Annotated in this window: 11 protein-coding genes; 8 read left to right on the forward strand and 3 right to left on the reverse strand. The window is 63.5% G+C overall.

Going from position 1 to position 15559, the window contains the following annotated elements; all coding sequences use genetic code 11:
- Nucleotides 1-41: 41 nt before the first annotated feature.
- Nucleotides 42-815 (reverse strand): metallophosphoesterase, encoded by a 774-nt coding sequence (locus JM946_RS24665; RefSeq protein WP_203170045.1) that lies wholly within the window; start codon nucleotides 813-815, stop codon nucleotides 42-44.
- Between the two features lie 463 nt (nucleotides 816-1278).
- On the opposite strand from JM946_RS24665, the gene tkt reads away from it, so the two are divergent.
- From tkt to JM946_RS24700, 7 genes are all read left to right on the forward strand, one after another.
- Nucleotides 1279-3282 (forward strand): transketolase, encoded by a 2004-nt coding sequence (gene tkt / locus JM946_RS24670; protein ID WP_203170046.1) that lies wholly within the window; start codon nucleotides 1279-1281, stop codon nucleotides 3280-3282.
- A 19-nt stretch (nucleotides 3283-3301) separates the two neighbouring features.
- Nucleotides 3302-4315, forward strand: a complete 1014-nt coding sequence (gene gap / locus JM946_RS24675; protein ID WP_203170047.1) for a type I glyceraldehyde-3-phosphate dehydrogenase — start codon at nucleotides 3302-3304, stop codon at nucleotides 4313-4315.
- Nucleotides 4316-4317: 2 nt separating this feature from the next.
- Nucleotides 4318-5493, forward strand: a complete 1176-nt coding sequence (locus JM946_RS24680; RefSeq protein WP_203170048.1) for a phosphoglycerate kinase — start codon at nucleotides 4318-4320, stop codon at nucleotides 5491-5493.
- A gap of 16 nt (nucleotides 5494-5509) precedes the next feature.
- Nucleotides 5510-6943 carry a pyruvate kinase gene (gene pyk / locus JM946_RS24685; RefSeq protein ID WP_203170049.1) on the forward strand — a complete coding sequence of 478 codons (1434 nt, stop codon included), beginning with the start codon at nucleotides 5510-5512 and terminating at the stop codon, nucleotides 6941-6943.
- Between the two features lie 11 nt (nucleotides 6944-6954).
- Nucleotides 6955-9366 (forward strand): penicillin acylase family protein, encoded by a 2412-nt coding sequence (locus JM946_RS24690; protein WP_203170050.1) that lies wholly within the window; start codon nucleotides 6955-6957, stop codon nucleotides 9364-9366.
- Between the two features lie 69 nt (nucleotides 9367-9435).
- A complete protein-coding gene (locus JM946_RS24695; protein WP_203170051.1) occupies nucleotides 9436-10281 on the forward strand; it encodes an AAA family ATPase in 846 nt (281 codons plus the stop codon).
- A 48-nt stretch (nucleotides 10282-10329) separates the two neighbouring features.
- On the forward strand, nucleotides 10330-11505 hold the full coding sequence (locus JM946_RS24700) for a vWA domain-containing protein (protein WP_203170052.1): 1176 nt from the start codon (nucleotides 10330-10332) through the stop codon (nucleotides 11503-11505).
- A 585-nt stretch (nucleotides 11506-12090) separates the two neighbouring features.
- On the opposite strand, the gene JM946_RS24705 is transcribed toward JM946_RS24700, so the two are convergent.
- On the reverse strand, nucleotides 12091-12666 hold the full coding sequence (locus JM946_RS24705) for a peroxiredoxin (RefSeq protein WP_203170053.1): 576 nt from the start codon (nucleotides 12664-12666) through the stop codon (nucleotides 12091-12093).
- Between the two features lie 209 nt (nucleotides 12667-12875).
- Between JM946_RS24705 and JM946_RS24710 the strand changes: the two genes are divergently transcribed.
- Nucleotides 12876-14126, forward strand: coding sequence for a patatin-like phospholipase family protein (locus tag JM946_RS24710; RefSeq protein ID WP_203170054.1), 1251 nt, complete (start codon nucleotides 12876-12878; stop codon nucleotides 14124-14126).
- On the opposite strand, the gene mgtE is transcribed toward JM946_RS24710, so the two are convergent.
- Nucleotides 14091-15443 carry a magnesium transporter gene (gene mgtE / locus JM946_RS24715; RefSeq protein ID WP_203170055.1) on the reverse strand — a complete coding sequence of 451 codons (1353 nt, stop codon included), beginning with the start codon at nucleotides 15441-15443 and terminating at the stop codon, nucleotides 14091-14093. The genes JM946_RS24710 and mgtE overlap by 36 nt on opposite strands.
- Nucleotides 15444-15559 lie beyond the last annotated feature (116 nt).

The following is a 15559-nucleotide window of genomic DNA, read 5'->3' on the forward strand; positions in this document are numbered from 1 at the left end:
GTTGGTTCCCGATGACCGTCGCGGCTCGCGGCCAGCGTACCTCAGGCAGCGCTGGTTTTCGCGTAAGTTTCCAGCCAGCACACTTCGGTGGCGATGGTGCCGTCGGGCATCAGCTCCAGCACCCGATAGCCGGGCGGACGGTTGTCGATGGCGAAGTCGACGCTGCCCGGAACGAATTGAGCGCACGTGGCGGGCGTGGCCATGAAGCGTACGCCGTGAATGAAGCAATCGAGCGACTGGTGTACGTGGCCCCACAGCACGCCGCGCACGTTCGAGTGCTCGCGCACCACGGTCATGAATTCGTCAGCGTCATACAGCCCTACCTGATCGAGCCAGTGGCTGCGGATCGGGATGGGGTGATGATGCAGGCACACCAGCACGTGATGGTTGCGATGACTGCGCAGCACTTCGCGCAGATAGCTCAACTGCTCCGTGCCGACACGGCCGCCGGCGTCGTTGGCCACCCAGGAATCCAGCATGACCACCAGCCAGCGCCCGAACTCGGTATGGCCGCCGATTTTGAACGGCCCACCGCGCAGCGCCGCGCGCATGTGATCTGGCAGATCATGATTGCCGGACAGGCACAGCACCGGCGCCCGCGAGGCGCCGAACACCTGGCGCACCCAGCGATACCCCTCCGGCTCGTCCTGCACCAGGTCGCCGGTCAGCAAGACGCCGTCAGCACGCTGGCTCCGGCGTTGGGCATCTGCCACAGCGGCCTGCAACGCCGGCAAGCTGGCGATCCCCCGCAGGCGACTGCTCGCCTCACCGAACAGGTGCAGATCGCTGAACTGAATGAGGCGGACCGATTGCATGTGCTGACTTCTTTGCCGCGCTACATAATGGGGCAAAATAACCACAATGATCGTAGCAACGGGAATCGAGGGAAAAGGTGACCGGCGTCAAAGGGCATGGGTTGCAGGCGCGCGCCGCGCGAGTTTTGCGTCTCGTCTCACACCTGCCGCGGCTGCCTGCGTCCTGTCGAATCCGACTGGCGAGGAACAGTTTCGTTCCCGGCGTGACCACCCGAGTGCGCCATTTGCATTGCCCCACCTCGCCCCATAGTCCAAAATGCGCGGCCTTCCAAGGCCGCTTGTTTGAAACAGCGACTCGGGCATCCTGCCACTCGCGCTGTGGCGCCGGGAAAAAGGCGTGACTTTTCCCCGGCGCTCGCCGCCTGCGGCGTCGGGCACATCCCTGTGCCTTGGGTGGGACGTGTTGAGTTTCACAGCTTGGGCCGAATCGTAGCCTTCCACGCACTTTTCGAGATATTTTCCGATGCAGACAGCGCACCGCCGGCAGCTCGCCAACGCCATCCGCGCCCTGGCGATGGACGCCGTGCAAAAGGCCAACTCCGGCCATCCGGGCATGCCCATGGGCATGGCGGACATTGCGGAAGTCTTGTGGAACGATCATCTCAAGCACAATCCTGGCAATCCACTGTGGCCAGATCGCGACCGTTTCGTGGTGTCCAATGGCCACGGCTCGATGCTGCTGTACTCGCTGCTGCACCTGACGGGCTATCCGCTGAAGCTGGAGGACCTGCAGAAGTTCCGGCAGCTCGGCTCGCACACCGCCGGTCACCCCGAGCACGACTCGCACCTGGGCATCGAGACCACCACCGGCCCGCTGGGCCAGGGGCTCGCGAACGCGGTCGGCATGGCGCTGGCGGAAAAGCACCTGGCGGCCGCTTTCAATCGCCCCGGACACGAGATCGTCGATCACCGCACCTGGGTGTTTCTCGGCGACGGCTGCCTCATGGAAGGCGTGTCGCATGAAGCGTGCTCGCTCGCCGGCACGCTCAAGCTCGGCAAGCTGATCGCGTTCTACGACGACAACGGCATTTCCATCGACGGCGAAGTGCACGGCTGGTTCACTGACGACACGCCGAAGCGCTTCGAAGCTTACGGCTGGCACGTGGTGGCTAACGTCGATGGCCACGATCCCGCGGCCATCGAGAAGGCCATCGCCGCCGCGGTGGCGCAGACCGACAAGCCGAGCCTGATCTGTTGCAAGACCATCATCGGCTGGGGCTCGCCGAACAAGCAGGGCACCGAGGCTACGCACGGCGCGGCGCTTGGCGCCGACGAGGTGGCCGCGACTCGCAAGCACCTTGGCTGGAACTACGAGCCGTTCGTCATTCCCGACGAGATCCGTTCGGGATGGGACGCTCGCGATAAAGGCGCGCAGCGCGAGTCCGAGTGGCAAAAGCGCTTCGACGCATACCAGGCCGAATTCCCGGAGCTGGCGGCCGAGTACCAGCGTCGCCAGGCGGGCGAACTGCCGAGCGGCTGGCGCGACGTGGTGTCGAAGTACGTCGCCGAAGTTGCCAAGGAGAGCAAGGCGCTCGCGACCCGGCAGTCTTCACAGGCTTCATTGAACGCCTACGGCCCCGGCTTGCCGGAGTTGCTGGGCGGCTCGGCCGACCTCACCGGTTCCAACAACACCAATCGCAAGGACTCGCGCTCCATGACCGGCGCGGATCCCTCCGGCAACTACATCCATTACGGCGTGCGCGAGTTCGGCATGAGCGCGCTCATGAACGGAATGGCGTTGCACGGTGGCCTGATTCCTTATGGCGGCACCTTCCTGGTGTTCTCCGATTACGCTCGCAACGCCATGCGCATGTCGGCGTTGATGAAGCAGCGCGTGATCTATGTGATGACCCACGACTCGATCGGCTTGGGCGAGGACGGCCCGACGCATCAGCCGGTGGAACATCTGCCCAGTCTGCGCATCATTCCCAACATGATCGTGTGGCGCCCCTGTGACAGCACGGAGACGGCGCTCGCATGGGCCGACGCGATCGAACGTCGAGACGGTCCGACGACCCTGGCGCTGACGCGCCAGGCGTTGCCGCAGCAGCCGCGCAGCGAACAGCAGATCGCCAACATCCGGCGAGGCGGCTATGTGCTCAAGGATTCGGACGGCGCGCCGGAGGCGATCCTGATTGCCACCGGCTCGGAAGTCGCGGTGGCCGTCGAAGCGGCCGCTCAGTTGCAACAGGCCGGCAAGCGGGTGCGTGTGGTGTCGATGCCGAGCACCAACGTGTTCGAAGCGCAGGACGAGAGCTATCGCGAACAGGTGCTGCCGCGTAATGTCGAAGTGCGTGTGGCGATTGAAGCGGCCGCCACCGAGACGTGGTATCGCTATGTCGGTCCGCGTGGCGCCATCATCGGCATGACTACGTTCGGCGCGTCCGGCGTGGCCAAGGATCTGTTCAAACATTTCGGCTTCACGGCGGACAATGTCGTCCGCACCGTGCAGAAGCTGCTGCAGTGATTTCAACGAGGTAACGCGAATGCCCATCAAAGTTGGTATCAATGGCTACGGCCGCATCGGCCGCAACATCCTGCGCGCGCTGTACGAGGCGAATCGCCAGCAAGAAATTCAGATCGTCGCGATCAACGATCTCGGCGACGCGCAGACCAACGCGCACCTCACGCGCTACGACACCGTGCACGGCAAGTTCAACGGCGATGTGACGGTCGACGGCGACTCGATGGTGGTCAAGGGCGACCGCATCAAGGTGCTGGCCGAGCGCGATCCTGCCAAGCTGCCGTGGGGCCAGCTGGGCGTGGATTTCGTGTTCGAGTGCACCGGCCTGTTCACCAGCAAGGCCAAGGCGGGTCTGCACCTGCAGGGCGGCGCGAAGAAGGTGGTGATCTCGGCGCCGGGCGAGAAGGACGTCGACGCCACCATCGTTTACGGCGTCAACGACAACACACTCAAAGCCAGCCACACCGTCATTTCCAACGCTTCGTGCACCACCAACTGCCTCGCGCCGCTGGCCAAGGTGCTCCATGACAAGATCGGCATCGTGTCCGGCGTCATGACCACCATCCACTCGTACACCAACGACCAGGTGCTGACCGACGTGTTCCACAAGGATCTGCGTCGCGCGCGCTCGGCCACTCAGTCGATGATCCCGACCAAGACCGGCGCCGCCGCCGCGGTCGGCCTGGTGTTGCCGGAATTGAACGGCAAGCTGGACGGCTTCGCGGTGCGCGTGCCGACCATCAACGTGTCGCTGGTGGATCTGAGCTTCGTCGCCAAGCGCGCCACGTCCGCTGAAGAAATCAACAAGCTGATGAAGGACGCCGCCAACGGTCCGTTGAAGGGCATCCTCGCTTACAGCGACGGTCCGCTGGTGTCCGTCGACTTCAATCACGACCCGGCGTCTTCCACTTACGATGCGACCATGACCAAGGTCATCGAAGGCACCCTGGTGAAGGTGTGCTCGTGGTACGACAACGAGTGGGGCTTCTCCAACCGCATGCTCGACACCACCATCGCCTGGTCCAAGGCGGGCTGATCATGGCCGTCTTGCGGATGGTCGATCTAGACCTGCGCGACAAGCGCGTGCTGATCCGTGAGGATCTGAACGTGCCGGTGCAGGGTGGAGTAGTCACCAGCGACGCGCGCATCCGCGCGTCGCTGCCCACGATCCAGGCAGCGAAGGAGAAGGGCGCGCGCGTGCTCGTCATGTCGCACCTGGGTCGTCCCGAAGAAGGCGTGTACGACGAAGAGTTTTCGCTGGCGCCGGTGGCGCAGCGGCTGTCCGAGCTGCTGGGCTACAAGGTGCGCTTCGAGAAGCACTGGCTGGACGGCGTCGATGCCGAGCCGGGCGAGGTGGTGCTGCTGGAGAACGTGCGCTTCAACAAGGGCGAGAAAAAGGACAACGAAGCGCTGGCCCAGAAAATGGCCGCGCTGTGCGACGTGTTCGTGATGGACGCGTTCGGCACCGCGCATCGCGCCGAAGCCAGCACGCACGGGGTCGCGAAGTTCGCCAAGGTCGCATGCGCCGGTCCGTTGCTGATGAACGAGCTGGTGGCGCTCGAGACCGCGCTGGAAAAACCCAAGCGGCCGTTGATCGCCATCGTGGCCGGCTCCAAGGTGTCCACCAAGCTCACGGTGCTCGAGAGCCTGTTGTCCAAGGTGGATACGCTGATCGTGGGCGGCGGCATCGCCAATACCTTCCTGGCCGCGCAGGGTCATCCGATCGGCAAGTCGCTGCACGAGGCGGACATGATCGACATCGCCAAGGCCCTGCTGAAGCGCTCGGCGGAGTTGAATGTGCAGATTCCATTGCCCACCGACGTGGTGGTCGCCAAGGAATTCTCGGCAAATGCCGAAGCCGACGTGAAGCCGGTAGCCAAGGTCCAGGCCGACGAGATGATTCTCGACATCGGCCCGGACACGGCTGAAAAGTTTGCACGCTCGTTCGCCAGCGCCGGCACCATCGTCTGGAACGGCCCGGTGGGCGTATTCGAGTTCGATCAGTTCGGCGAGGGCACGCGCACTCTGGCGCAGGCCATCGCGAAAGCATCCGCATTTTCCATTGCCGGTGGTGGCGATACGCTAGCCGCTATCGAGAAATATCGTGTAGAAGACGACATCTCATATATCTCCACCGGTGGCGGCGCCTTCCTGGAATTTCTGGAGGGCAAGAAGCTGCCGGCGGTTGCGGTATTGGAAGAGCGCAGTCGTTAACGTACACGAGGTTTCAATGCTCCGTCGCACCAAGATCCTGACTACCCTCGGGCCGGCCACCGATAACCCAAAGGTGTTGGGGGAAATGCTGCGCGCTGGCGCCGACGTCGTGCGAGTGAATTTCTCGCACGGCGAGGCCGCGGCGCACGCCAAGCGCGTCCAGATGGTGCGTGAAGTGGCGGAACAGGTCGGCAAGTGGGTCGCCGTGCTCGGCGACCTGCAGGGCCCGAAGATCCGCATCGATCGCTTCGTCGAAGGCAAGGTGTTCCTGAACGAGGGAGAAACCTTCGTGCTGGACGTGGCCCTGGACTCCAAGGCCGGCACCGCCAAATCGGTAGGCGTCGCTTACAAGAATCTGCCGAAGGACGTTCGTGCGGGCGATACGCTGTTGTTGAACGACGGCTTGATCGTGCTCGAGGTCACGGACGTCGACGGTCCGCGCATCATGACCAAAGTTGTGGTGGGCGGTGAGCTTTCCGACAACAAAGGCATCAACAAGCAGGGCGGCGGCCTGTCCGCTGGCGCGTTGACCGACAAGGATCGCGAGCACATCAAGCTCGCTGCCGAGCTCGGCGTGGATTACCTCGCGGTGTCTTTCGCTCGCGATGGCCATGACATGGAAGAAGCTCGCCAGCTGTTGCGTGGCGCCGGCGGTCACGGCCACCTCGTGGCCAAGATCGAGCGCAGCGAAGCGCTGGTGAACCTGGATCGCATCATTCAAGCCAGCGACGCCGTGATGGTGGCGCGCGGCGATCTCGGCGTCGAAGTCGGTTATGCCGAGCTGACGGGTCTGCAGAAACACATCATCTCCGCCTGTCGCAAGCGCAATCGCGTGGTGATCACGGCGACCCAGATGATGGAATCGATGATTCACAACCCGGTACCGACCCGGGCCGAAGTCTCCGACATCGCGAACGCCGTTATGGACGGCACCGATGCGGTGATGCTCTCGGGCGAGAGCGCCGTGGGCAAGTATCCGGTGAAGGCCGTGGCCACCATGGCTCAGGTCATCCTCGGCGCCGAGAAGTACGAGTCTTCGCACACGCCGGTTCGTCATCGCACCGAGCACAGCATTTTCGAGAAGACCGACGAAGCCATCGCCATGGCGGTGATGTACACGGCCAATCACCTGAAGGTGAAGGCCATCGTGGCGTTGACCGAGTCCGGCTCCACGCCGCTGTGGATGTCGCGTATCCGGGCCGACATTCCGATCTACGCATTCACGCGTCACGAAGAGACGCGGCGCCGGGTCATGCTCTATCGCGGCGTCTACCCGGTGACGTTCGATATCACTCACTCGAATGCGCAGTTGCTGTACGCGGACATTTTCAAACTCATGCTCAAACAGGGCATGGTGGAGATCGGCGACCGTATCATCCTCACCAAGGGTGAGCTGTCGGGGGTCTCGGGCAAGACCAACGCGATGAAGATTCTCGAGGTACGCGTTTAGCGCCTGCTTCCATGCGTCTGCTTCGGCCGCTGCGTAATGTCGCGCTCGCTGTTCTGATCGTTCTTGTCATCGGCGTGCTGGCCGGGTATTTCGCACTTCGCGCCAGCCTGCCTCGCCTCGACGGCAACATCACGGCCGCACAAGTCTCCGCCCCCGCCTCCATCGAGCGCGACGGCGAGGGCACGCCAGTGCTTCGCGCCAGCACGCGATCCGATCTCGCCTATGCGACTGGCTTCGCGCACGCGCAGGACCGTTATTTCCAGATGGATCTGATGCGGCGTGCGGCCGCCGGCGAGATGGCCGAGTTGCTCGGTCCTGCAGTGCTGGAAGCGGATCGCAAGCTGCGCGTGCATGGCTTTCGTCAGGTCGCTCGCGAAGTGCTAGCGGCGGCGACGGAGAACGATCGTGCGTTGATCGAGGCCTATGCCGCCGGCGCCAACTTCGCGCTGTCGGAGGCCCGCGCGAAGCCTTGGGAATATTTGCTGTTGGGCGAGCAGCCGGCGCCGTGGCAGCCCGAGGATTCGGTGCTGGTCGCGTTCTCGATGTATCTGAATCTGAACGACTCCAGCGGCGCCGACGAGCTGGCGCGCCTGCAGCTCTATGAGGCGTTGCCACCCACCATGTTCGCTTTCCTGGCGCCGCTGGGCACTGAATGGGATGCGCCCATCGCCGGTGGCACCATTCGTTCGGCAACGATTCCGTCGGCGGATATTTTCGATTTGCGCACCGGGGCCGCGCGGGCGGCGGCTCTATCCGCGCCGCGCACCGACGGCACGATGGAAGAGAAAACATTCGTCGGTAGCAACAGCTGGGCCGTCGCCGGATCGCACACCGTCGACAAAGCCGCCTTGCTTGCCAACGACATGCATCTGGGCTTGCGTCTGCCCCATGTCTGGTACCGCGCTCGCATGATCGTTGAAGCGGAGGGCGACGCGCGCCGCGATCTGGTGGGGGTGACATTGCCGGGTCTGCCGGTGCTGATCGTAGGCAGCAACGGCAACGTGGCCTGGGGCTTCACCAACAGCTTCGGCGATTGGACCGACCTGATCATCGTGGAGCGCGATCCGCAGGACGCCACGCGCTATCTCACCCCCGAGGGCTCGGAGCCTTTCGAAGTTCGAGACGAGATCCTGAGGGTCAAGGACGGAGATCCGGAACGCCTCAGAGTGCTGAACACGCGTTGGGGGCCGATCGTTCGCGAGGAGGCGTCGAATCGCCTGCTGGCGCTTGCATGGACCGCGCATCACGCGCAGGCCACCAACTTCCGCATGCTCGATCTGGAGACCGCCGACAACGTCGAAGCGGCGTTGCTGGCTGCCAACCGCTCCGGCGTGCCGGTGCAGAACTTCCTGGCGGTCGACGCCGGCGGACGCATCGGCTGGACGTTGATGGGCCAGGTGCCGGTGCGAGGCAAGTACGACTCGACCATGCCGTATCTTTGGAACACGCCGGACGCCGGTTGGATGGGTTGGCGTAAACCGGAGGAGTATCCGCGCATCGTCGATCCGGCCGCGGGCCGTTTGTGGACCGCGAATGCGCGCACCATCGATGTGGAATCGTGGCTGTCGTTCATGGGCGATGGCATGTACGACAACGGCGCGCGCGCTACGCAGATCCGCGACGACTTGCTGGCGCTCGAAAGCGCGAACGCCAGAGACATGGTGAACATTCAGCTGGATGATCGCGCTTTGTTTCTAGTTCGGTGGCGCGATTTCCTGCTCGAGTTGCTGAACACGGACGCGGTGAAAGGGCAGCCGTTGCGTGCCGAGGCTCGCAAGTATCTGGAAGACTGGTCGGCGCGCGCCGCGGCCGAGGATGTCGGCTATCGGCTGGTGCGAGCGATGCGTTTGCAGATCCGCAAGGATATCTTCGAGTCGCTGACCGCCGTTGCGCGTATTAAATATCCCGAGACGAAGTTCGCTCCGTCCGCGCAGTTCGAAGGTCCGCTGTGGCAGTTGATCACTCGCCAACCGGCGCACATGCTCGATCCGCGTTTCGGCAGCTGGGAAGAGGCGTTGCTGGCGTCCGTCGACGCGGCTCTGCAAGCGTTGATCGCTGAATGCAACACGTTGAGCCAGTGCACCTGGGGCGCGCAGAACACGCTGGTCATGCGCCATCCTTTGTCGCAAGCCGTGCCGTTTATCGGTCGCTGGCTGGATATGCCGGCGCAGCGGCTGTCCGGGGACGCTTTCATGCCGCGCGTCCAGGGGCCGTCGTTCGGCGCGTCTCAGCGCATGGTGGTGTCGCCGGGGCGCGAGGCGGAAGGATATTTCCAGATGCCCGGCGGCCCGGTGGATCACCCGCTGTCGCCGTTCTACGGAGCAGGCCATAACGCCTGGGCGCACGGCGAGCCGCGCCCGCTGCTGCCCGGCGACCCCCGACACACGCTCAAATTATTGCCTGGCGCGGCAACCAAACAATGAGTCATGCGTCTGCCGATGGTATGGTGTGACTCTGTTTGCTTGGGTCACGCGCGTCCTATCGGAGAGTTCATGTCACGCTTCGCCGGCACCGACAACTACGTCGCTACTGAAGATTTGATGATGGCCGTCAACGCGGCCGTGGTGCTGGGCCGTCCGTTGCTGGTCAAGGGCGAGCCGGGCACCGGCAAAACCCAGCTGGCCGAAGAAGTCGCGCGCTCGCTGCAGCGGCCCTTGTACCGCTGGCACATCAAGTCCACCACGAAAGCCCAGCAGGGCTTGTATGAATACGACGCGGTGTCACGCCTGCGCGATTCGCAGCTCGGCGACGCCAAGGTGCACGACATCGGCAACTACATCGTCAAAGGCCGCCTCTGGGAGGCCTTCGAAAGCGATGTGCAGCCGGTGCTGCTGGTGGACGAGATCGACAAGGCCGACATCGAATTCCCCAACGATCTGTTGCACGAGCTGGATCGCATGGAGTTCTACGTGTACGAGACACGCCAGTGGATCAAGGCGCGGCATCGACCCATCATCATCATCACCAGCAACAACGAAAAGGAACTGCCGGATGCATTCCTGCGGCGTTGTTTCTTTCATTACATCCGGTTCCCCGATGCGACCACCATGGAGCGCATCGTCGGCGTGCACTATCCGACCTTGAAGAAGGAGCTGCTGTCGGAGGCGCTCACCGCATTCTTCAAAGTGCGCGAGATGCCGGGGCTGAAAAAGAAGCCTTCGACGTCGGAGTTGCTCGACTGGATCAAGCTGCTGGTGGCCGAGGACATTCCGCCCGAGGCGCTGCGTAGCGACGATCCGAAGAAATCGATTCCGCCGTTGTACGGCGCGCTGCTGAAGAACGAGCAGGATGTGCACCTGTTCGAGCAACTGGTGTTCCTGAATCGTCGGAGCCGCTAAGGGCCATCTTTCTCCGACGAACCCTCAACCACGTCGCCGCCAACTACCATGCTCGTGCCGTTCTTCTTCAAGTTGCGCGAAGCCGCGGTGCCGGTGTCCATCACCGAGTTCCTGTCCCTGTTGCAGGCCTTGCAGGCGCGCGTTGCCAGCGCCAGCGCGGAGGATTTCTATTATCTGTCGCGCGCCTGTCTGGTGAAGGACGAACGACATTTCGATCGCTTCGATCGCGCGTTCGCGGCGCACTTCAAGGGGGCCGAGGATTTGTTCGAGGCCATGATGAAGAGCATCCCCGAGGAATGGCTCAAGCGCATGGGCGAGCGCACGCTGTCCGAAGAGGAGAAGGCGCAGATCAAGGCGCTCGGCGGTTGGGACAAGCTGATCGAGACGTTGAAACAACGCCTGGCCGAACAAAAGGAACGACACCAGGGCGGCAACAAATGGATCGGCACCGGCGGCACCTCGCCGTTCGGCGCTTACGGTTACAACCCCGAAGGCATTCGTATCGGCCAGGACGAGTCGCGCAACAAGAGCGCGGTGAAGGTGTGGGACCAGCGCGAGTTCAAGAATCTCGACGACACGGTCGAGATCGGCACACGCAACATCAAGATCGCGCTACGTAAGCTTCGCAAGTTCGCCCGCGAGGGCGCGGCCGAGCACCTGGACCTCGACAGCACCATCGATTCAACGGCGCGCAACGCCGGGTTGCTGGATCTGAAGTTCGTGCCGGAGCGGCACAATGCGATCAAGGTGCTGTTGTTCCTGGATGTCGGCGGCTCGATGGATTATCACGTTCGCGTGTGCGAGGAGCTGTTCTCGGCGGCGCGCTCGGAGTTCAAACATCTCGAATATTTCTATTTCCACAACTTCGTGTACGAGCACGTGTGGAAGGACAATCGCCGCCGGCACGCGGAGAAGATCCCGACCATGGAAGTGATGCGCACTTACGGCCACGACTACAAGTTGATCGTGGTCGGCGACGCGACCATGAGCCCGTACGAAATCGTGCAGCCCGGCGGCAGCATCGAGCACTGGAACGAAGAAGCCGGCGCCATCTGGATGCAACGCCTCACCCGCACCTGGCCCCACCACGTCTGGCTGAACCCCGAACCCGAACAACGCTGGGACTACACGCCCTCCGTCCAACTCACCCGCGAACTGCTGGAAAACCGCATGTTCCCCCTGACCCTCGGCGGCCTGGAACAAGCCATCAAAGCCCTCCACTGACCCTCTCTCTCGCTGCGCCTCCCTCGCGCATCGGTTACCACTCGCGCTGGCGTTGCCGCCCCTCGCGCATCGTTACCACTCGCGCTGGCGCTGCCGCCCCTCGCGCATCGGTTACCACTCGCGCCGGCGCGCTGCCGTCCCCTCGCGCATCGTTACCACTCGCGCTGGCGCGCTGCCGTCCCCTCGCGCATCGTTACCACTCGCGCTGAACGCTGCCGCTGAGGCTCTTAACGGGGAGTATGCAACGGTCGCCGGAGGCGACGTTCGAGGTGACCTTTCTCCTTCCGGCAGCGTCGAAAAAGAGGGACCTTTTCGTCGCAGTGCGCCCAGGGACGGGACCCCTCGGGCGCGCTTGCGCGGCCGAGGGGAGCACGGTGCCGGAAGGAGAAAGGTCACCTCGGACGGCGCGAGCCACCGACGCCTCTTCCTCCGAAGAACGCGCCGCTTGCCTCAGCTCAGAGCTCCGCCGGAGAATCGGCTCTCGGTCGAACCCAGAGCTCCGCTCAAGGAATCAGCTCTCGGTCGAACCCAGAGCTCCGCTCAAGGAATCGGCTCTCGGTCGAACCCAGAGCTCCGCTCAAGGAATCAGCTCCTCTTCGCCTGCAATTCATTGATGTCCTTCAGCACCACCTGAGAGTGCCCCTTCGGGTCGACATCTTCGTAGTGACGCACGACCTTGCCTTCCGGGTCGATCAGGAAGGTATCCCGCTTGGCCAATTCCACCGTGCCGAGGAAACGTTTCAGCACGCCGTATTCCTTGGCCACGGCCTTCTTGTCGTCCGCCAGAATCGGAAACGGCAAACTGTGCTTTTCTGAAAATTCCTTGTGCGATTCGACGTCATCGACACTGACGCCGAGGATCACCGCGCCGGCGTCCCGGAAGGCGAAGACGTTGTCTCGAAACTCACAGGCCTGAGTGGTGCAGCCGGGCGTCTTGTCCTTAGGATAGAAGTACAACGCCACCCACTTGCCGCGATAGGACTTCAGATCGTGCCACTTGCCGTTCTGGTCCTGTAGCTTGAAGTCCGGAGCAGGGCTGCCCACCGAAGGGCTGTCGGCGGCTTCGGCCACGCTGGCGGCGAGCCAGGTGAACGTGACCGCCAGGACCCAGGTGCGAACCCAGGAATGGATGTTCAGTCGAGACAAACGAACACGGTGCATGGCATTCCCCCGAGGCTTCGATCCCGCAGCACGCGGCGATTGGATGATGACGACGCACGATGAGCCAAGCTGACTGTATCGGGCGACATGAAACCTGCGTCACCGAGCAAGCGTAAGTCACTGTGCCATACTAAACGCTCAGCGGCGAGCACCCGGATCCATCGACAGCGCCCGGAATTTCGCCAACGATTAGGGCACGGATTCAACATATGAGCGAGCGCACTCCGACATCCGCGCCTCCGGTCGGACCGCCCAAGGTAGGGTTGGTGTTACCGGGAGGCGGTGCACGGGCCGCCTATCAAGTGGGCGTCCTGCGTGCGCTCGCGGACTTGTTGCCGGCGCGCGCGATCAATCCTTTCCCCGTCGTCACCGGCACATCGGCCGGCGCCGTGAACGCCACTGCAATTGCCGTCCACGCCGATCGCTTCCGCGTCGCGGTCGGCAACCTCGAGCGGGTCTGGCGCAATTTTCAGGTTGGCCAGGTGTTCCGCGCCGACACTTCCAGCATGCTGCGCGCCAGTCTGCATTGGTTCCTCGCCATGATGTCCGGCGGATGGTTGCTGCCGCCGCCCAAATCGTTGTTCGACAACTCGCCGTTGCGCGAGCTGATCAAGGAACAGTTCGATTTCAGCCGCATCGGCCGCTCCATCGAGGATGGCCATCTCGAGGCCCTCGCCATGTCCACCGCCGGGTACGCGAGCACGCGTTCCGTATCGTTTTTCGAAGCCAAATCCGGCTGCGCGCCGTGGCGGCGCACCCGCCGGGCGGGTCAGCCCGTGTCCTTGTCCGTCGAGCATCTGATGGCCAGTGTGGCGGTGCCGTTCCTGTTTCCGCCGGTGCTGCTCGGCGATGAGTATTACGGCGACGGGGCGATGCGCGAAGCCAATCCGTTCAGCGCCGCCATCCATCTCGGCGCGCAACGTTTGCTGGTGATCGGTACTCGCAACGAAACATCGCCGAACATGGCGGTGCCGCCGTTGTGTCCCACTTTCGGGCAGATCTTCGGATACATGCTCGACTCCTTGTTCACGGACGGCATGTATTCGGATCTCGAGCGGCTCACGCAGCTGAATCAGATCGTGGACCGCGTGGGCCCGGTCACGGTGAACAGTCCTGACGGCCCCGTGAACCTGCGGAGGGTCGACATGCTGGTCATCCTGCCGAGCCGCGATCTATCCGAGATAGCGCGCCATCACGTCGCGTCGCTGCCGCGGTCCTTACGTGTGCTGCTGAGAACGTTGGGCGCCATGAATACGGGCGGCGGTCAGCTGATGAGTTATCTGCTGTTCCAGGACACGTACACGCGGGAGTTGATCGCGCTCGGCTATCAGGACGCGATGAAGCGCGCGGACGATCTCATGTCGTTCCTTGCCGGCTACTCGGTAGCGTCGACAGGCGCGACGGCCATCCTGCGCCGGATGGACTCACGTAAGGAACAGCGTGCCGAGGCCCAGAAGTGAGGCGAAGCCGACGGTATCAGTGACCGTGGTGAGAATCACGCCGCCGGCCAGCGCGGGATCGATGCCCAGGCGCTTGAGCACCAGCGGCACCCCGACGCCCGCCAATGCGGCGGCCAACATATTGATCACCAACGCAGCGAAGATAATCCCGCCGACGGTCCACGCCTCGAACCAGATCCCCGCGGCCAGGGCCACGATGGTGGCGAGCGCGACGCCGTTCAATAAACCCACGGAGATTTCTCGAATCAGCAGCCAGCGCGCGTTGGTCTGCTCGACCTGGCCGACCGCGATACCGCGGATGATCAACACCAGGGTCTGACTGCCGGCGATGCCGCCCATGCTGGCGACAATCGGCATGAGCACCGCCAGCGCCACCACTTTCTCGATGGTGGCCTCGAACAGTCCCACGACGTTGGCGGCCAGAAACGCCGTCGCCAGATTCACGCTCAGCCAGACGGCGCGACGCCGCGCGCTGGTCACAACGCCGGCAAACATATCTTCGTCTTCGCCGAGACCGGCCATGCTCATGACCGAGTGGTCGGCCTCTTCGCGGATCACGTCGACGACGTCGTCGATGGTGATACGTCCGAGCAGCTTCCCGTCGCTGGTCACGACGGCGGCGGATACGAGGTCGCGGTCCTCGAACAGCTTGGCCACCTCACGCGCCGGAGTTTCCGGCGGAATGCCCTCGACGCTCGAGTCCATCACTTCGCCGACAGTCTTCTCGGGGTCCTCGGTGAGCAGGCGGGTGATGTCTACGGCCCCACGGTATCTGTCGTTCCGGTTGACCACGAACAGCTGGTCGGTGCGGGCGGGCAATTCACCGCGCATGCGCAGATAGCGCAGCACCACTTCCAATGTCACGTCGGCGCGCACGGTGACAGCGTCGAGGTTCATGAGGCCGCCGGCGCTGTCCTCCTCGAACTGCATGACCGCGCTCAGCCGCTCGCGATCCTGCGCGTCCATGGAGTGGAGCACGCGCTCGTTCAGGGTCTCGGGCAGGTCGCCGATCAAGTCCGCGAGGTCGTCGACTTCCATGCCTTCGGTGGCGGCGATCAACTCCTCGGCGTCCATGCCGCCGATCAGCTCGCCGCGCACTTCCTCGTTGAGCTCGATCAGCACATCGCCTTCGATCTCGGGATCCACGAACTCCCAGACGATCTCGCGTCGCGCCGGCGGCAGCGATTCGATCAGGCTGGCGATTTCCGCCGGATGCAGGCTGTTGATGAGCCGATGCCCGTGGCGCAGCGAGCCTTGCTCGAGCGCGCTACGTAGCGCGGCGAGTCGGGTCTGCTTTTGTTGCTGAGCTTCGGTCATGGCGCGCGCAGTGTAGCGGCGAGCGGCGCGCGCGCAAATCAATGCTCGGGATCGGGCATCCAGCCACGACCCGAGCGCGAGTCGGTGAACGGCGTGACTTTCGCCTTTCGCCGCCG

The organism is Steroidobacter gossypii (assembly GCF_016801985.1).
GTDB classification, from domain to species: domain Bacteria; phylum Pseudomonadota; class Gammaproteobacteria; order Steroidobacterales; family Steroidobacteraceae; genus Steroidobacter; species Steroidobacter gossypii.